The organism is Geobacter sp. OR-1, assembly GCF_000813145.1.
Lineage (GTDB): Bacteria > Desulfobacterota > Desulfuromonadia > Geobacterales > DSM-12255 > Geoanaerobacter.
The window spans coordinates 19,433-39,085 of sequence record NZ_BAZF01000014.1; the positions used below are offsets into that span (position 1 = coordinate 19,433).

The following is a 19,653-nucleotide window of genomic DNA, read 5'->3' on the forward strand; positions in this document are numbered from 1 at the left end:
TTCTCCGATTTTCATTGATAAGTAAAGCTGTTAACAAACTTTTCAATCAGTATCTGTGTTGAGAGAATGCCGACAAAAGCCATATTCTCTCGAAAACCCTGTCTCTGGTTGCGCAGACATTTTTCGACCAGATGCCTTACAGCCTGTGGCTTGAAGATGCCAGCGTTAATTATTGCGTCCTTAGAGAGGTAACATTCGATGTGCTCTCTCCCAATTTTACCGGAAAAACTTGCAATATCCGGAGCCATGTAAGGCTGTTTCTTTCTGCAGATTATACCTGATGGCAGCCGCCCTGCCATTGCCTTTTTGAGGATGTTTTTTTCGTTAAGCGTTTTCATGCGTAGACCTGGCGGTATTTGACATGCATACTCCACCAATCTATGGTCCAGAAACGGGAACCGCCCCTCGACAGAGTTGGCCATGGCCATTCTGTCTCCCTGCGAGGACAGGAGATAGTTTCCGAGGAGAGTTTTTGCCTCCAGATACTGAGCTGCGGAAAAAAAATCAAGGCCAGATAGTTTATGCCCATATCTCGACTCTATCTTGTCGATGGGGTTGGAAAAGGAACCGTCTGCTATTTCATTTCTAAGGAAATTATGGGTCCAGCAAGTGGTCTTCCATCTTGGACGATGCGAATAAAATGGATCCAGCGGAGAAGCGCCGGTATCAAAAAACTTTGTTGCATAAGCAGCAGATTCCGTGGGAGAAAGCGCAAGATATGGATACAGCCTCTTAAGCAGCAATGGTCTTAAACTGGAGGAGGTGTCTCGGTGAATGAAAGCCCGGATTTTAGCCTCCTTGAAAATATCATAACCACCGAGGATCTCGTCAGCCCCTTCACCTGTAAGAACAACCTTATATCCATTTTCCCGCACCAGCCGAGATAACAATAATAAAGGTGCCGGAGCAGTGCGCAATAGCGGAGTTTCGGCGTGCCAGACGACATCCGGGAATACAGAAGCGATCTCGTCAGAAATGCAGTTTACAGAAGCATGATCCGTATCGAGAAAAGAAACCACTTCCTGCTGTTCACTGCTTTCGTCATAAGTAGAATCGGAAAAGGTGACAGAGAAAGTTTTGAGCCTGTTGCTGGTGTGACTCCTGACCAACGATGTAATTGAAGAAGAGTCCAGTCCACCGCTCAGATAGGCGCCAACAGGCACATCAGCCCTGAGTTGCAGCCTGATTGAATCTATCAAAAGCTCTCTGTATTCTTCGGCATAATCAACTTCTGACCGGAAAATGTTCTTGTCCAACAAAGTGAAGGGGATGTCCCAATATTCGCTCTCGCTTATCCCATCAGTATCGACCCAGGCATAATGTCCTGGCGCAAGCTGTCTGATGCCCTTGAATATCGTCTCCCGGTCTCCAGGCATCCAAAATGTAAACACCTCTTTCAGCACAACCGGATCGATCTCTCTGGGTATTGAACTTTCCGCAGCGAATATTGCCTTGATCTCTGAACCAAAATAGAATCTCCCGTCATGGATCGTGTAAAAAAGCGGGCGTATCCCCATCCTGTCCCTGGCAAGCAACAGCTTCCGCCTTCTTCCGTCCCATAACGCTATGGCAAACTGCCCATTCAAATCATCCAGGCACCTTGCACCCTTTTCCTCAAAGAGATGAACAATTACCTCCGTATCGGAATTTGTACTGAATCGATGGCCAAGCTTTTCGAGATCGGTACGAAGCTCTAAATAATTGAAAATCTCACCATTAAACACCACCCAGAGTGAGCCGTCCTCGTTAGTAATCGGTTGGGCGCCGCCATCAATATCGATTATGCTCAAACGGGAATGTGCCAGCCCAATATCCGGCCTCAGGTAGTAACCTGTGCCGTCAGGCCCCCGGTGATGCAGCATAGCGATCATTCGTTCAAGAGACGATCTCTCGACAGGGCTTGCATCCTTCATATTGAGGATTCCAGCTATCCCGCACATTTCTGTACCCCTAATAATACCTGGGTCAACTCAGCCATTCCTTGTGCCAAAGAGCCAGCATCAGCAAATTCCAGAGAATTTCTCCATTATTTTCTCTACCTTCCTGATGTTCCTGCCAAATCTGATTGACAGTAGAAATATCCAAAATCTCGTGTAACGGCTGGTAATTAAGGAAAGAGGATTCCGCAAGCGGTTTCAATTCTGACCTGAACCAACTATCGAGCGGCACGGTAAAACCGTGCTTGGCGCGATTCAGAATGCTGCGGGGGAGGAGTCTACGGAAGGCATTCCTAAGGATAATCTTCTTGCTGTTACCCTTGATTTTCCAGCGACTGGGAAGTGATGCGGCAAATTCGATTATCCGATAATCGAGAAAAGGCGCCCGCACTTCCAGAGAGTTGGCCATGCTCATCCGATCCACCTTCACCAGGATGTCCCCTGGGAGATAGGTTTTCAAGTCAGTGTAAAGCATGTGAGAAACATGATCGGCACCCTGCATCTTCTCCCAGTACTGAAGAGTGTGGAGCGCCGGGTCATAGCCACGACAAGCGAGCCTGAAATTTTCAGAGAGTAATAAAGAGTGGGCCGCTTGCCCTTTGCAGCTGTTGGTTCTGAAAAACGCCCGGCCGGGATCCATCATAGCGCTACTGCTAAGAGACCTGGCCTTCCTGGCAAGGATGTTGTTCTCCAAACCTTCTACCCCTGAATGAATCAGGCTGAGGATTGGTCGGGGAACTAGTTGCCGAGTCAGATTTTCTTTCAGTTCAACCACATATTTAGCATACCCGGCAAAACTCTCATCTCCACCATCACCAGCAATTGCAACTGTGACGGCCTGCCTGGCAAGTCGCGAGACGTGATAGGTAGGGACTGCAGAGGAATCGGCAAACGGCTCATCAAAGAATTTCGGCAACAAAGATACTGTGTCGAGCAGGTTCTCCTGAACGAAATACTCCTGATGATCGGTATTAAAAAGCGTTGCGATCTCCCGGGCATAGGGAGACTCATCATGCCGCTTGTCCTGAAAACCGATGGTGCAGGTTCGCACCGGATTTTCAGATGCCCTTGTCATCAGTGCCACCACAGCGCTGGAGTCGACCCCGCCGCTTAAAAAGGCGCCCAGAGGTACGTCCGAGATCATACGGGAAGATGTGGCATCCTGAAGCAGTTCCAGAAGCTCTTCTTCCGCCTCATTTATTGAGGCTCTACCGGTCTCTGCAAAGCTGATATCCCAATATTCGGCTATCCGTGGCTCGCAGCCAGCCTTGAGTACCATAAAATGCGCCGGGGGAAGCTTGAATATATTCCTGTAGATAGTCTTGGGATCAGGTATGTAATGATAAGAAAGATAATCAGGGATGGCAGTCGGCTCAATCTCCCTGGAAATCCCCGGAATCTGCAGAATCGACTTTATTTCGGAGCCAAAGGCCATTCGGTCGCCGCCGGCATGATAATAATAAAGCGGCTTCTTGCCGATACGGTCGCGGGCGAGGAATAAGGTCCGGTCAACTTTGTCCCAGATGGCAAAGGCGAACATGCCGTTAAGTTTTTTCAGGCATCCGGTCCCGAGCTTACTGTAGAGCGCCAGGATAACCTCGGTGTCAGTCTTGGTACGAAACTGGACCCCTTCTGTCTCCAGGCCACTCCTCAGAGTGAGAAAATTATATATTTCGCCATTAAAAACTATGACCAAGCGGCCATCACTGGAGAACATCGGTTGGTTCCCCTGAGGGGAAAGATCAATGATACTAAGACGTCGATGAGCCAGTCCTACATGCTCGTCAAGATATTCACCACCGGCGTCAGGTCCACGATGTCGGATAACTTCGCCCATTCGGCGGAGTGTAGTTTCGTTGGCATCAGGTGAAGACGCCCTGAAAAAACCTGCTATCCCGCACATTGGGAAACTCCGGTCCGACGCCCACTGGAGAATACCCCGGCTCCGCGAGCAAACAAATAGATATTGAGGAGAAAATGAAGTTGGAGCAGTCCAGTAATAGAGTTGTGAGGGGGTAGTTTTCTGAAGCTCTTAAGCAGAAGCAAAACCTGCCAGATAATCAAACCTGCGGAGAAATCAAGTATCAGGGAATTGTGTCCAGAAAGCAAACTAAAGAGCCAACAGATCCAAATCAAGCAATGAAATGATGGGGCAATCAGGCTTGGAATTTCTGACAGGGTCAAACCATGCTGCAGCATTCCGGTAAAATTGCTCTTTCCTCGCCAGAGTTCCTTTCGGAAAAAATGACTTACTGTCGCTGCTTCGCCATGGTGAACGGCGACAATCGAACTGTCGCTTATAATCGCTCCGAACGGCTTCAGCCGCATGGACAGATCATAATCCTCACAGGTAATAAGCGACTCATCAAAACCTCCGGACGCGGCAAAAGCTTCCCGGCGAACAAACATGTTCATCGACTCAAGCCAATCAGTTTCGCAAAGATCGGCATCCTTTCTCCTGACTGCAAACCACACCTTCGGTACCCAGTTCGCATTATCAGGAACGATCGGCGGACTGCCGAAACAAGCCACCTCATTTTTCATGAGATAGGCTGAGGCATTTCTCAGCCAAGAGGGTATAACAGTGCAGTCAGCATCAATGAATGAGAGAATTTCGCCTGAAGCTTGTCCTGCTCCAAAATTCCTAAGCCCAGATATTGTCAAGTCTGGCTTAATATATACAGTAGCTCCCTTAGTCTCGGCAATTTCAACTGTGCCGTCTGAAGACCCGTTGTCAACAACGATAACTTCAAACTGGTTTTTATCGAATTCGACTCTGTTAATCGAATCCAGACAACGGCCAATGTTTGCCTCTTCGTTTTTCGCCGGGATAATTATGGAAAATTGCATAGGCAGCTCACGGGATATTACGGACGATTGGCGGACCAATCAACCGCGTTAACCCAACAGGTAGTTTCTGCCAAACCTTTATCGCCAGTTCAAATTTAGGATTTTTTGGATTCAGTTCGGGTAGCGTCTCTCCCTTTGGCAACAGATACTGCCAGTAAAGCTGTACGGGCTCTGCCCCCCACTGTTTCTTGAAATTATAGGTCCCTTCGTGAGGGGTGGAGCGTCCAAAGTCGAATTTATTGAATCCGTTACCTATTGCGAGCTTGATTGCTTCCCAATAGAGCATGTTGTTTGGACAGAAATTCTTGAAATCGGCAATAGATGACGCCCAAGGTATCTCTATGGTATCACCGAACCAAAGGGCAATACCGGCTGCGATTATTCTTCCTTCATGTCTGACTGCAATTATGTGTGAAGAGTCTGCCAGTTCATCAAGCACTGTATAGAAGAATTTCTTCGCATATACCGGTGTACCCAAATCGCGCATGTTGCGAGCAAACACATCATAAAAACCGTCGAGCAGTTCTACATGACCAATCTCTGGAACCAACCCGAATTTTTCTGGCTTTCGTATCTGGTTGCGAAGCTTGGCATTGAATGCTTGCCACTGCTCATCAACTGTCCCTGCAAGTTCAAGAATCATAGTAACCTTATGCTGTCGTGTCGGCAAGCCATCAAAACCATTGCGCAAATGCCTTAGCTCAACATGATCTGCCCCGCATTCTCGTCTAACTTTTTCCGCAGCAACCAAAAGCGCTTCTCCTGCAACTGCATTTAAACAGAGAAGCCCGCCATAATTGACAAATGGGACCGATACCAGAAAATTGCCGAACAATGAACTTTTCATATGGATGAGCGGCAAGACCCCCTGCCACTCCCCATCTTCATCGACCGTCGCCAGATAGTGCCCTTCATGGCCAAAGCTTTTCTCAATGATGGTTTTCCATTTAAACTGATGATAGGCAGTGCAACCATCTGCCTTAAGCACAAAAGCATCCCAGGCAACCTGGTCATTATCTGTCACTGTTCTGACATTCATGGAATAATGGCCCTGTCAAGCACCTCTGACATGTTGGTGAATTGAACCGATCCTATTATCTTGCGCAATTTGGCTTCAGTAGAATGGAGATTCAGATAATGCCTGAAAGTAGATTTAAGTCCCGCTTTGATTCGCGGTTGGTCCGGATCAATCTCCCAGGGGTGAAAATACAACACCGCCGGTTGACACTCATTTCTGTTGATCGAATTAATGCCATGCTGCAGAATAGCGGCGGTTAGTAAGCGAAGATAACCACCACCCGCGATCGGCAGACGCAGTTCCTTATTCCATAAACGCAGAGGATATGTTGTCAAAGGAAATTCCATAATCGTACCGGTCTGACACTTGACAAGATGAGGGAATCTAGGTGCATCCGGAACTCCGTACGTATCGTGATAAACGGGAAAGATGCTGGAATCGTAACTAAAACCCTCTTCAATCAGGATATCCAGAGCCCAAAACGATTTCCCGGTTATCGAGTAACTAGGAGCGCGATATCCCTTCACAGGTTCGCCAATCAAACCTTCGAGAATCTGCTTGGCCCTGCAGATATCCTCTCTGAATCGTGCCGGGCCAATTTCGTACACCAGTTCATGGCCGTAACCATGACAGGCTATCTCATGGCCTCGACGCCGAATTTCCTTAACCAGCGATCCTTCCCTGTCGGCAACCCAGCCAAGAACAAAAAATGTCGCCCGGACATCAAGCTGATCGAACATGTCAAGGATGCGCAGCGTATTTTCAACAACCCTAAGAGGGAATTTGCACCAATGGTCGCGACTGACGCAATTTGCAAAGGCATTTACCTGAAAATAGTCCTCTACATCGACGGTAAGCGCATTGTAAATCATTAAAAGCTCTTGGCAACTTCCAAGATCACTCTATTTATATCCTTGCTGCTTGATGTATCGGGAATGTTATAACGGTATGTAATGTGGGAGTAATTGAGGGACAGAGAAAGATCATTGTTAAATGAATAGGTAAGGCCGGTATTCCCAGTTAACCTATATGGATAATCGGTCGCAGTTGTTCTGGTGAAATGTTCTCCTAGCACCCCTACGGCGAGCACAAGACTGTCAACCAACTCATACTTCCCGGAAGCAGCAACTGTAATCCTTTTCCTGTCCGTAACTCCGGTTTCGAGAATTTCAAACTCAGAATACCCGCTGGAAATTTCGACGCTGCCTCTCGCAAAATTTCTCGCAAGCCGGCCGGTATAGATGGTTTCTTTTATGGAAGAGCGAAGCGGATCTTCGGTATACTGAACTTTGGTCTCCAAAGTAACCGTTGCAAATGAAAGGCCGTGAGTAAGTCCGGCGTTCCAGTACAAGTTACTTACACTTGAGTGGTTGTTGAAAGACTGCCAGCTATTTCCAGCCTGGCCGAACAAAAATGATTTTTCGGCATATTCATATCTGAAACCGCCATAAGCATTATGCCGCTTGTATTGTTGAATAGATGTGTCAGTATCAGAAAATGAGTACCCCCATGTGAGAGAGAACTTTTCCAGAACCTCATGACTTGCGTCCACAAATGCGTAATGTTCTCTCTTGTCCACCCCAGACGGCTCTTTGTACCAAGTATTAGTATATCTGTAACCGGTTTTGATTGATGAATTATTGCCAACCCTGAAGACAAAATTGGGAGAAACAGTCCCGATATTCTGATCGCTCTGGTTAACAAACAGACTTTCATTTGTGTTGTCTCGCGCGACATCAAGAGATACTCTTTTATAAGTATCTCCCCCTTCGATGAAAAATAGATTCTCTATTACTACAATGTTGGTTGAAGCGTTGAGATTGTGTGTATACTCATCGCCCCTGGTTCCTTTAGCATAATGCCGATAGTCGAAATTATAGGAAGAGTTTAAATCCAGCCGAGGCGCATGATATTTCAGAGAAAACCCTGGTAAAACCCTAGTTATATATTCTTCCTGTTTTATAGTAGCAGCCTCATCAACTCTGTCGGTATACTCTCCACTGACTGCGATTCGAGGTTTGATTTCGAATTCAGCAGCTTCAGAGATTACCGGAAACAAAGTGACGCATCCCCAGGAAAACAAGATTAATATAAACAGTTGACACGTTTTCCCCATGGAAATCAACTCCCCAGAATCTTTCTCACGATTCCGCCTTTTCCGCTTTTGGCAGTATCCTTGTCAGAGTCCTCATTTAGAATCTTTATCTTTTCAACTCTCGTACTCAAAGTAGTGATTGCCGAATCAGTTTCGTTGACATGAAACATAAATGCATTCTGTAACTCAGTTAATTTCTGGCCAAATTCTTTGTTAATAGATTCAGACAACAGTCTCGATTCTCTCTCCATCACATCTAATCGAGTGGTAATTTTTTGCAGGGCCTTGGAAATTTCCGACAAATCGAAACTTATGTTGCTTTCCATTTTGTTCGGAGGTGTCTGGTTATTGACGATGCCTTGTTCATTGCCCCAAAAATGCCTATCGAAATCAAGGTCGCCAGTGACATCCTTTACCATTGCCTCATCAATGGATCTTGTCCCTTCGGCAAAAGCGGAAATAAGCAAAAAATCGCAAATAATATTAATCAAACGAGGGATGCCTTGACTGTTGGCGGCAATGAGATCCAAAGCAGCTTTAGAAAAAGAAACCGCATCACGATTACCTGCGACCTGGAGTCGATGAAAAATGTACTGCTCCATCTCGGTTCTTGATAGAGGTTGGAGATGACAGTTGATGCTGATCCGTTGGCGCAACTGCCGCAACGCCGGAGAACTGATGGTGTCCCTGAGTTCCGGTTGACCGACAAGGATAATTTGCAGTAGCTTTGAGCTGTCAGTCTCAAGATTGGAAAGCATCCGGATCTCCTCCAGAAGCTTTGGAGTGAGATTCTGCGCCTCGTCCACAATGAGTACAGGAAAATTACCGACCGCATATTGTTCCACGAGGAAGTCATTAAGATCTCGGAGCATGACGGTCTTATCTTTGTTTGCAATCGAAATACCAAAGTCATCGTTTATCAATGCAATCAGTTGCTCTGAATTTACCCGGGTATTGAAAACCTTTGATATGACAACCTGTTCATGATGCTTCTTTAGCATGTCTCGAATTATGGTTGTTTTACCGGAACCCACCTCTCCGGTCAGCAGGATAAATCCCACTCTCTCCTGAATGCCATAATCAAGGTACGTAAGAGCTCTTTTATGAGATTTGCTCAGAAATAAAAAGTCTGGGTTGGGTAACAGTTCAAACGGTTTTGATGAAAGGCTGAAATATGATTCATACATACTATAATTGCTCCAGGGATGTTACACGATAAGACTTACTTCTGATCATTCTGCTTCTGGTAATAACGGTTATAATAATGGCCATACCTGTCATCAGCAACGCTGATTTCAGCTTCATTATAAACAATGCCGATCTTTTTAGCGCCTTCGAGAGCTTCTATGGCTTCCGCAATACTGGACTGAGAAGCAAGCCGTTCCTTTACAACAAATATGACTCCGTCAACCAGCCTGCTTATTGTTCTTGTTTCCGCAAACGGTAGAATTGGCGGTGTATCGATAACAACAAAACGATCGGGATATCTATGCTTGATCTCCTGAATCAGTTTGACCATTCTTTGCGAAGTAAAAAGCTCAACCGGGTTCAGAGTAACACGACCCGCCGGTAACACCACAAGTTTACCAACCCCAGTGTGTTTCAACGCACTGGGGAGGTCTGACCGATCCTCCAACACCTCTGCAAGTCCAATATCACCATTAATTCCCAGATAGTTATTTATTGATGGCTTGCGAAGATCCGCATCTATCAGCAGAACAGTATGGTCCATTTCCTGAGCAAGACTCAAAGCAAGATTCAAAGCTGTAATACTTTTGCCTTCACCGGCTATGGCACTGGTAACCATAATCACATTGGCAAAATCTCGCTCCTTAGCCGTAGCGACAAGCAATGACTTGAGTTTTCTGTACTCCTCAGAAATAGGGGAACTCGAATCGGTGATGGAAACCAAAAGAGGATTACTAATTTCAGTGACTACGGTCTGTAAAGGATATTCGCTTGAAGCCTGGACGTTTGATGTGCTCGGTGGAAATTCCACCGGCTCGGGTTGAACGTCCGGCATTCGCTGCCTCAATTGTGAAGCCTTTTCAAGGGCCTTTTCTATCCTGCTCATCTGATCCTCTTCTATTGAATTAGAATAAAGAATTTATTCGAGTTATCACCTTGTCAACATACTGAAGATCCAATATTTCGACACCAAGAAAACAGAGAATGACCACGAAATAACAGGACGCTCCCAAATAAATGAACCTGTCCTTTTTCTGCCTCTTCATCTCAGAGGTTGCATCAGGAATTCTGGGAATAACCGCCAAAACTGGAAGCCCGAATGGCTTTAACCCATCTACCGACTTTATGCTGTTGCTCAACTGGTCAAGGCCGACTATCAGACCAAATGAACAGGCTATCCCGGCAAGAATCCCCATGAGGATTATTCTGACCCGGTTTGGGCTAACCGGTTTTACCGGTAAAACAGCAGGGTCTACAATTCGAAAAGTTGTCGTTTTGTCCTGAACCTCCATCTGCTTTGATACTTCGGATTGCCCCTGTCGTGAAAGCAGTTGGTCATAAAGTTCTTTCTGTTTGCGTTTATCAACGTCTTTCTTTTCCAGTTCAGCTTTGACCATAGGAATCTTGCGCAAAAGTGCCTGATTGGTGGCAATATATCTTCGTAGACTGTTTTCGGCCAATTTTAAGGCATCAAGCTCAGCCCCGATCTTTGCTACCTCTTGGGGATCTGCACTCCCACCGCCAGAAACCGGACCCTTGCTTATCTGCTGTTTGAGTGAATCAATTTCACCGCGGATTCTTATCAACTCTGGGTAGTTATCGTTGAACTGTGTTTTCAGTTCATTTTCGCGTTTCTGGAGTATCTGCAATTGAATCTGAGAGGGATCGGACTCACGACGAGTTACTGGCTTAAGACCTTCCAAATGCCTTCTGCGCAATTGGATATCCTGAAGCTTTTGCTCAGCAAAGTTGATCTCTTGAAAAAGTTTCGCCTCATCAATATTAACGACTCCACCTTGTTGCGCCTTGAACTGATTCAATTCCTCATCAGCCTTATCAAGCTTTTCCTTAACCGTACCTATCTGGTCGGAAAGAAACTGAATTGCTCCATATGACTCTTCCCGCTTGGATGATACATTCTGTTCAATATATGTTCGCACAAGCGTGTTGATAAAATCCCGGGCAATCTTGGGATCGGTATCCTTATAGGTAATCATGAACAGGTTATTGTCTCTGACTTTTACTGAAATATTCTTGTTCACACGGGCGAGAATACTTTCCAACTCCGCATCTGTATGCTTTTTTACATTCATATCGAGTTCATTGATTACTTTGACAAGGATGGTGCGACTGGTCAGTGCATAGGTCAACACCTTAATGGTCTGCTCCATCGAAGGGGTAACCGCAATCCCTTTGACTAGTTCACTTATAACGTTTTTCTCAATAAAAACAGTACTCTTGGCCTCATATATCTTGGGCAGAGAGTAACTAAAAATTACTCCTCCAGACATTATCAACAGGGCAACAATAATGAACAGAAGTTTCCTTCGGAGTAAAAGGTCGAGATATTTTCTATAATCGAATTCGTTGTTATTCATGCAAGGTCTCTCTAGAAAACAATCTAAAATATGCTTTCTTTTACAATAATATAGTCACCGGGTTTCAGCTTGACGTTCTGGGAAAAATCACCATATTTTGTGATCTCTTTCGCCTTCACTTCGATAGTTTCTTCTTTTGCACCGGTTTTCCTGCGTATCATAGTATCATTCTGGCTGGCAAATTTGGTAAAACCACCTGATTCCAATATGGCTTCCATAACTGTCATCCCCTCCCGATATTCGATGGATTTTGGGGTAGTGACAGCTCCAAGCACATATACGTTTTTGTCGAGCAGTAGAGGCATAAATATGGCATCACCAGACACAACCTCCACATCATCTTTCAGATCTCCTTCAACAAAAAGCCTGTAAAAGTCTTCTTTCAGCTTTTTACCGTTACGAAGCAAATAGGATTTCTTAAGGTCTGCTGTCTTAACTTCTCCAATGGAACAGAGCACCTGGAGGAGTGACGATTTACGGGTAAGGTCATAAATCCCCGACTTTATTCCACCACCGAAAATATATATCTTGCTGTTGGTGATTTCCCGAACCGTTACTGTTACTATCGGATTCTTTACAAGATCCTTTAACTTATCTGTTAATGAGCCCTGAAGACCGGTTGGGGTAAATCCACTTGCTGTTACATCACCAAGACCGGGCACCGTAATTTTACCGTCAGGCCTCACCTTTACAAAAAACGATAGTTCTTTAATTCCCCAAACAGCAATATCAAGTCCGTCACCTTCACCAATAACATAATCAGCTGCCTTAGCCTGGCCGACAAGCAACAAACTTAAAACTAGTGACATCAAAAATCTTTTCATATATTACCCCACTGAATTATCTAGCCCCTCGGCGGAAAAGAACAACTTTGATAGTTTCCAGTATGATCAATATGTCAAAAGGAAGAGAAATGTTCTTTATGTAATATAGATCGAACCGCAGTTTCTCTATGGCATCCTCAACAGACGCTCCGTAAGGATAACGTACCTGAGCCCACCCAGTAACTCCAGGCTTAATATAATGGCGTTCAGAATAATATGGGATTACTTCTGTCAGCTTGCGCACAAATTCAGGACGTTCCGGCCGAGGTCCAACCAAACTCATATCGCCGCGCAGCACATTGAAAAGCTGGGGGATTTCATCAATCCTGCTTTTGCGAAGGAATTCACCTACTTTGGTCACCCGAGGATCCTTTTCCTTTGCCCACACCGCGCCGGTTCCGGTTTCTGCATCCTGACGCATACTTCTGAATTTGTACAGGTTGAATAATTTCTCACCTTCTCCAACTCTTGTCTGACGAAAAAGAATAGGCCCCGGAGAATCTATTCTGATAACAAGGGCAATCAATGGGAAAAAAGGTAAAGTTAATAGCAACCCAAAAGAAGCACATAAAAGATCTGTAATTCTCTTTATCAGGCGTAACCCTAATGTTACCCTGAAACCGTGGGAGAAAATAAACCAACTTGGGGTAATGTTCTCCAGCAGCAGTTTACCAGTCATCTGTTCATAAAAAGATGGAGCGTCTACAACCTCAATGCCGGTGAGTTTACAGCTAAGTACCTCTTGAAGAGGGAAGACTCCGCGCCTCTCCGAGAGTGATACTACAATTTTCTGCGCACCTACCCGCCGTACCGCAGCACACAAACCTTCTTCAGAATCAATTATGTTGTGATAAGGAACCATAACCGGTTCCGAAGCGCAATTAAAATAACCGGCCAAGATGTAAGAATGATTTTGAGCAGCAATCAGATTTCCTATCTGCCTTGCCAAAGGACCGGTCCCCAAAATGAGAACCTTATTTACAAATCCCGGGAGACTTGTGCTTATGCAACCAAGCAGATGTGACAAAAACTGGAATAACCCGAATATAAGAAGGGATATTAGCAATACTCCTCGACCGAACAGCTGAAATTCCGTTAGATAAAAAAGGCCTGTCAGTATAAAAAATGAGACTGCTACAGACAGAATTATCCTGATCAGGTATTCCTTTTTCCCAATCTCCGGGGAAGTGGAGTAAATTTCCAGCAGAAAAGATGAAAAGAGCAATACTACTGCAAACAGCACAATCCTGGTAAATTCCAGGCTGGAAAGCTTGGTTAGCTGCGGCACGAATCCTAGCCTTATGAAGTAGGCAGAATAAAGCGCCAGAAAAGCAAATACAACATCACAGACTATTGAAAAGAGAAAACGTCTGGTCACTTAGATTTTCTTCCCCCGCCAGAAGCAGACAATTCGGCTCGTAACTGCCGAGCCTGAGAAATTTCCGGGAAATCTCCTGATTGTAGTGCTTTCTGAACCTTTTCGGTTGCTTTAGCCCGGTCGCCTGAATCCTTCAAAGCCAAGGCGAAATGGTAAAGTACTGTAGGGCTGTTTGGCAATGCCGACGAAGCTTTATCAAGAGCCTTGACCGCTTCGGAAACTTTGCCGTTCTTCAATAGTGCATACCCTAGAGTATCCATTACACCGGGATTGCCTGGCTCTAATTTGTACGCTGTTATGGCAAGTTGCAGCGCCTCTTCTTTGGAGCCATAGCCGTCTGCAGAAAGATAGGCAAGATTGTTCAACGCTGGTACGAAATTCTGCGCCTTGGCAAGAGCGTCACGATACTTCTTCATAGCCTCTTTCTTTTTCCCCGTCTGTTCATATATTGACCCTAATGCAAAATGCGCCGGCGCATAATCATTTTTTGCCCTGATAATTTCATTAATTAACGATGATGCAGAAACATAGTCTTTCTTTTTGGTATACACATCAGCTAGTTGCAACTTAGCCTGAAGATTTGACGGCTCGACTTTCAAACCTTTCCGGAGTTCATCAATTGCCTTGTTAGTATCATTCTGATTCTCGTAAATTGAAGCAAGCACCATATGACCAATGGCAGCATTCGGCTTCAAAGTGACAACACGCTGGGCTTGTTCAACAGCCTTGGAAGTATCCTTCATTGCCATATAAGCATTAATCTTCAGGCCGATTCCCGTCCCTTGGCTGATCTGCTCAATTTCGTCAAAGACCTTGATCGCTTCTTTGAACTTCTTGTCAGCAGTCAGAAGCTTCCCTTTAGCTTCAAGGGCAGAAATATCCTTGGAGTTGATTTTTATGGCCTCATCAAGAACGCCGATAGCCTTGCTGTTATCCTTCTTACGTGCATAATATCCGGCAAGAGCAAGGAACGCGGCAGATTTCTTGGTCTCCTTCGCCTTAGTGTATGCATTGAGCGCATCTGCATCGCGCCCTTTCAATTCTTGAAGCGCAGCAAGGCTCAGTAATGCTCTTAAGTTGGCCGGATCCTTAGCAAGGACCGCATTATACTCGGCAATCGATTTGTCATGCTCACCCTTTGCCGCAAAATAATTTGCAATATTGAAATAGGCGGGGAAAAACGACGGATCCGCAGTTTTGGCCTTTTGGAGGTACTTAAACGCTTCGTCAGGCTTACGTTGCGCCAATGAGGTTGAAGCGAGGGCGTTATATATCGGGGCATCGGAAGGTTTGCCGGTGAGTCCTTTATTGAGAATTGCGACGGCTTTATTCAGTTTCCCCTGACGCATGTAATAAGAAAAAAGCATCATCCTCGAATTCAGAACCTCAGGATTAACATTGATGGCTGTTTGAAGCTCAGCTTCCCCTTCTCGCTCCCTCCCTTTGCTGAGATTGATAAGTCCCTTTTTGATATGGGCATCAACAAGTTTCGGGTCCAATTCGGTCGCACGATTAAGCTCGCGCATCCCTTCATCAAACAGCCCTTTGGCAATATATGCACTACCCAGTACGTTATGAGCCAGCGCATTATTAGGTTCCGAGTCAATTACCTTTTTGGCCTCTGTTACTGCGTCATCAAGACGTTTCTGTTGAAGAAGAATCATGCCGATCATTATTCGAGAACGGTGATGATTCGGCACACGGTCGAGGATGCTCCTGAACTGGCTGATTGCAGTTTCAAGTTGTCCGGCTGCATATTGAGCCATCCCCAGATAGTAATAACCATCGACAGAAGGCTGGAGTTTTAAGGAATTCTGAAGTGCGGCAATGGCTTCGGTGTAGTTTTTCTTTTTGTAGAGCAAAATCCCGGATAAGCGAGCAGTCTCTCCACGCTTGGGGAATTTCTGGGCGAGTTCGGCTGAAACCTGCTCAGCCTTTGCTGTATCTCCCTGATCAAGATATATAATACCAATCTTATATAATGGCATCGGGTCGTTCTTCGTTATATCGGCAAGTTTTCGATATGTATCGAGCGCCTTCTGCCTATTGCCCCGGGTCATTTCCAACTGCGCAAGCAGGTTATAAGCCTTGGCATTGCTTGGATCCGTGGCAAGAATCTCGTCAATCTGCCTTCGTGCTTCGCTGTCGCGATTTAAAGAAGCATACACAAGAGCGAGCTCAAGCTTGGCAGTTGTCCTTTTTGGGTCTGATTGCAAAGACTGGAGCAAATAACGCTCCGCCTCAGCCCCCTGCTTTTTAATTGCGTATGCAGTTCCTTTATACTCTAAGGCCTCGGCATTTCCCGGTGCCTGCGTTAAAAAATCGTCAAGAATTTTCAAGGCGTCATCAGGCTTGCCGGACATGTTATAAACCTTCACCAGCATCAATTTTAATTCCGCATTACCCGGATTCTGCTTGAGAACCTTCTGGAATTCACGTTCTGCTTGCTCCAATTTACCGGTATTCATGTAGGCGATCCCAAGCTGATGTCTCGCTTCCATGAAGTTCTGGTCTTTTTCCAAAGCATTTTTCAGAAATACAATGGCCCCATTGGGATTGCCCTTCTTGATTTCCTCCATGCCTTTGGCATAAAGCTCGTCTTTAGATTTACCCCCACAGCCTGAAACAGTAACCAGCAACATCAGGAAGATTAGGCACTTTTTCACAGTAACCCCCTATAGAATTGATTAAAATCAATTGTCACAATTGAGTAAACCGATTACAGCATGCATATTTAAGCAAAATTTTAAAATATCATCAAGCAACGATATATCCATAAAAAATTATTTGCTTTTTTAGATAATATCACATAAAAAATTTTCGTCATGTCTGCCAAGCTTTCATTTACGCAGGAGTCAGCTTTTCCAAGAATTGTGCCATTCATCTTATTCATGGCTTTCATTGCCGTGCAGGAGGGGATGCAATATCTTGGATCAAACGGCATTGTCGGAATACCTGACAACTGGTTTCTGTACCTGTACCCAGTAAAGACCTTAGCAGTAGGTGCGCTGCTTTTCGCGTATAGAAAAAATTACTCGGAAATCAAAATTGCCGACCTGGGCATTATCAGCAAAACTGTTCCGGCAATAATCCTCGGTATTGCGGTTTTCGCCCTTTGGGTCAATATGGACTGGTCTTGGGCAACAATGGGAACCCCCAAAGGCTTTAATCCGACAACCGTGTCGGATATCTTTACACGTCAGATGCTTGTCGTTTTTCGCATAGTTGGCGCATCAGTAATAGTCCCGATCATGGAAGAGCTCTTTTGGCGATCCTGGCTGTTACGTTACCTTATTTGCCAAGAATTTCAATCCGTTGAACTCGGGAAATTTTCTACGGCTTCATTCATTATCGGCGCAATCATGTTCGGACTGGAGCACAATCTCTGGCTTGCCGGAATAATGGCCGGAGCCGCCTACAGCCTGCTCCTCTACCGTACAAGAAGCCTCGTCCAGTGTATCCTGGCGCATGCGATCACCAACTTTGCCCTCGGTCTCTACGTTCTGCAGACTTCCCGCTGGGAGTTTTGGTAACCCCTGCTGTCGGAATACCTTACAGTCTCCCTCCCCACCGCACACGTCTCATAATTTACCAGTGCATTTTCAAGCTGTTATCCACTTGGCACCTTAATTGCTATTTAGTCATCAAACACGAATTCAAGCGGTTCTCGGATCGCATCAAAAAACAGGAGGATAAAACAATGAAAAAGATGATTGCATTACTGGCTGGTTTGATGATGATGGGGTCTACTGCCGCAATAGCTGCTCCAATACTTGATTTTGGTCTGATCGCACCTACTTCTGGTTCTATCAGTTATGCCGGTGGAATAGCTCCACTTGTTGGTAGCAACATTGATGTAAATGATGTTGTTCTTTTAGATGAAAATGCAAATCAAATAGGGCCTAGATATAGTCTACTTGGTGCAGTATTGGATTTTACGAGCGGTAATTTCGTAAGTGGTTCTAATACAACCGCAAATTTTGGGGGTGGACCTAACAGTACCATCACTCTTTCTGGTACAGTTGATGTTAACGGTAACAATATTGTTGACGATGGTGATATAACCGGCATTATACTTTCAGGGAATTTTGGAAATGCTCAGGTCATCACAACATTTGGGGTTGCGCGAATAGCCGGCGCTGCATTTAATGATTACAAGAATCCTGCTTTACTTGATCTTTATAATTTACCTGAATTTCTCCCCAACACAGAGGAGGCTATGCCTTACCTTGGGAGTTTGAACCTAAGTTTTAATGCAAATGACGTAAATCTCGCTGATGGTTTTAGGAGTGCAGCACTGCTCAGTGGCGACCTTACCAACACCCCGGTTCCCGAGCCTGGTACCATTGCTCTCCTTGGCGCCGGCCTCCTTGGCCTCGGCATCTATGGCCGTCGTAGAGCCAAGAAATAAGCTGTAAAGAAATTCGACAGAACAAAAAAGGCCGCCCATCCGGGTGGCCTTTTTTGTATGAAACATATTGCGTCAGCACACTGTTGCTACCGATTCCCAATAGAGAAGACAATATTCTCGATCCATACGCTATCAATAGCAATTCCTTAATCAGTATTCCAAAGATTGCGAGCCTGTGCTCAGTAAACAAGTGATAGATATAAGTTGGCAATGCGATGGAGGCTATCAGAAGTCATCATTAACTCTGTATCAATCGGTAGCCTTGATATGGTCATGATGAAGAATATAAGAAGGACCGCTCAAGGCGGCCCATTAAATTTGAACGGAGAGTTAAAACCTACTGATACTGAATGTAAACCGGTTTCGGGTTAAGTTTCAGCAGATCCTGGGGGGTCATCAGCGGGTCGCCTTTTTTGGTGTCATTGTGGTAAAAGAGCTTGAACCCTGTGTATTGTACCGGTTCACTGACAATGTAGTCCTTGTATGAATCGCGCTTGAGCCAGGGCGCACCCCAGCCGTCCATATGCATGACCATCTGGACTTCCGGGCGCAAGATAATTCTTCGTGAGTTTGTCACCCCGTTGCGAGTAAACCGGTGGACCGTAAAGACCTTGGGAGGGATATTATACTTCTTCACTAGGTCGCGCAGAAAGCCTGAAGCGTAGTTAATATCCGCGGCATCATAGGTACCGATCTTAGTGCCGGGCTTTTTTCTGCTCGCAATCAGATTAAACTCCGGGTCGATACCGAGATGGACATCCGGATTTTTCAGAATCCACTCAAAGCGCGGCAAGATTGTCCTAATGTCGTCATGACCGGTTTGAATGTCGATGAACATAATTGCCCCGGCCTGTTTGGCCCAACTGTAGACATCCTCGATTATCTTGTCCGGCATGACCATCCGGTATTTCCCGGCTTTACCAGGCTCACCCTGAGCCACTACTGCAATCAGGTGCAGTGCGGGCTGCACCGGCATCGATGGATCCACCTTCTCCCATCTGGCTACTTCGGATTTCAACCGACGAATCATCTCATCCTTCGGATACTCGCCAAGTGCCCCCATCCGTTTCGATAGCGGATTGCCGTAATATGCCACAATCCGTTTCTTGGGAAGGATAGAACCCGGAAGAGGCTCGGGGCAATTCACCGGCCAACCGCATTTTTTTGCATATTCCGGGTCTTCACCGGCGTTATACTTTATCTTGGGTGTGGAAGTAACTACAGAAGCCGTTGTTGTCGGGGCAAATGTCGCTGGAGACATCTTGGCAGCAGATTGCGATACAAATGCGGTGCTTCGTGAAGAGTACCCCTTATCCGTGGTTTTGGAACCTGCTTTCTCGGCACTATCACCTTTATTACAACCTACGACCACACACGACAACAACACTAAAACGATTATGTTTTTCATAAGCTCCATCAACTGACAATTTAGTTGTTAAGTATATTTTCGAAAGAGACCAGAAAAGGGTCAAGGACTTAGGAGTAGCCTAAGTCCTTGCTTATTGAGCGGGAACCGATCGAATGTTCTGATACATCAATCACTCTAACCGCGTGAGCAGAATATGATAAAACAC

15 protein-coding genes are annotated in these 19,653 nt (G+C 45.5%); 2 read left to right on the plus strand and 13 right to left on the minus strand.

From position 1 onward, the window contains the following. Positions 1–11: 11 nt before the first annotated feature. The 12 genes from asnB (OR1_RS14060) to prsT form a co-directional block, all read right to left on the minus strand. Positions 12–1,940 carry an asparagine synthase (glutamine-hydrolyzing) gene (asnB, locus tag OR1_RS14060; protein ID WP_041972536.1) on the minus strand — a complete coding sequence of 643 codons (1,929 nt, stop codon included), beginning with the start codon at positions 1,938–1,940 and terminating at the stop codon, positions 12–14. Positions 1,941–1,965: 25 nt separating this feature from the next. Then, the gene (gene asnB / locus OR1_RS14065) at positions 1,966–3,840 is read right to left on the minus strand and encodes an asparagine synthase (glutamine-hydrolyzing) (protein WP_041972537.1); all 1,875 of its coding nucleotides are present in this window, start codon (positions 3,838–3,840) and stop codon (positions 1,966–1,968) included. Continuing rightward, the gene (locus OR1_RS14070) at positions 3,828–4,787 is read right to left on the minus strand and encodes a glycosyltransferase family 2 protein (protein ID WP_041972538.1); all 960 of its coding nucleotides are present in this window, start codon (positions 4,785–4,787) and stop codon (positions 3,828–3,830) included. Before OR1_RS14070 ends, asnB (OR1_RS14065) begins: the two co-directional genes overlap by 13 nt. Before the next feature lie 7 nt (positions 4,788–4,794). Continuing rightward, entirely contained in the window at positions 4,795–5,826 is a 1,032-nt protein-coding gene (locus OR1_RS14075; RefSeq protein WP_041972539.1) for a FemAB family XrtA/PEP-CTERM system-associated protein, read from the minus strand. After that, positions 5,823–6,674 carry an XrtA system polysaccharide deacetylase gene (locus OR1_RS14080; protein ID WP_041972609.1) on the minus strand — a complete coding sequence of 284 codons (852 nt, stop codon included), beginning with the start codon at positions 6,672–6,674 and terminating at the stop codon, positions 5,823–5,825. The genes OR1_RS14075 and OR1_RS14080 overlap by 4 nt, the downstream gene beginning before the upstream one ends. 2 nt (positions 6,675–6,676) lie before the next feature. Further along, a complete protein-coding gene (locus tag OR1_RS14085; protein WP_052440473.1) occupies positions 6,677–7,864 on the minus strand; it encodes a TIGR03016 family PEP-CTERM system-associated outer membrane protein in 1,188 nt (395 codons plus the stop codon). Between the two features lie 62 nt (positions 7,865–7,926). Continuing rightward, complete coding sequence (locus OR1_RS14090) at positions 7,927–9,087, minus strand: XrtA/PEP-CTERM system-associated ATPase (protein WP_041972541.1); 1,161 nt, start codon at positions 9,085–9,087, stop codon at positions 7,927–7,929. A 35-nt stretch (positions 9,088–9,122) separates the two neighbouring features. Continuing rightward, the gene (locus OR1_RS14095) at positions 9,123–9,974 is read right to left on the minus strand and encodes an XrtA-associated tyrosine autokinase (protein ID WP_041972542.1); all 852 of its coding nucleotides are present in this window, start codon (positions 9,972–9,974) and stop codon (positions 9,123–9,125) included. Positions 9,975–9,993: 19 nt separating this feature from the next. Continuing rightward, a complete protein-coding gene (locus OR1_RS14100) occupies positions 9,994–11,466 on the minus strand; it encodes an XrtA system polysaccharide chain length determinant (protein ID WP_041972543.1) in 1,473 nt (490 codons plus the stop codon). Between the two features lie 23 nt (positions 11,467–11,489). Continuing rightward, a complete protein-coding gene (locus OR1_RS14105) occupies positions 11,490–12,290 on the minus strand; it encodes a polysaccharide biosynthesis/export family protein (RefSeq protein ID WP_041972544.1) in 801 nt (266 codons plus the stop codon). Between the two features lie 16 nt (positions 12,291–12,306). Next, positions 12,307–13,668, minus strand: a complete 1,362-nt coding sequence (locus tag OR1_RS14110; protein ID WP_041972545.1) for a TIGR03013 family XrtA/PEP-CTERM system glycosyltransferase — start codon at positions 13,666–13,668, stop codon at positions 12,307–12,309. Next, positions 13,665–16,334, minus strand: coding sequence for an XrtA/PEP-CTERM system TPR-repeat protein PrsT (prsT, locus tag OR1_RS14115; protein ID WP_237754303.1), 2,670 nt, complete (start codon positions 16,332–16,334; stop codon positions 13,665–13,667). The genes OR1_RS14110 and prsT overlap by 4 nt, the downstream gene beginning before the upstream one ends. A gap of 159 nt (positions 16,335–16,493) precedes the next feature. Here prsT and OR1_RS14120 point away from each other — a divergent pair, with 159 nt between their 5' ends. Beyond that, positions 16,494–17,201, plus strand: a complete 708-nt coding sequence (locus OR1_RS14120; protein ID WP_041972546.1) for a CAAX prenyl protease-related protein — start codon at positions 16,494–16,496, stop codon at positions 17,199–17,201. A gap of 167 nt (positions 17,202–17,368) precedes the next feature. Then, on the plus strand, positions 17,369–18,079 hold the full coding sequence (locus tag OR1_RS22830; RefSeq protein ID WP_041972547.1) for a PEP-CTERM sorting domain-containing protein: 711 nt from the start codon (positions 17,369–17,371) through the stop codon (positions 18,077–18,079). A 337-nt stretch (positions 18,080–18,416) separates the two neighbouring features. Here the strand turns inward: OR1_RS22830 and OR1_RS14130 are convergent, their stop codons facing one another. Then, positions 18,417–19,487 carry a hypothetical protein gene (locus OR1_RS14130; RefSeq protein ID WP_237754305.1) on the minus strand — a complete coding sequence of 357 codons (1,071 nt, stop codon included), beginning with the start codon at positions 19,485–19,487 and terminating at the stop codon, positions 18,417–18,419. Positions 19,488–19,653: the final 166 nt, after the last annotated feature.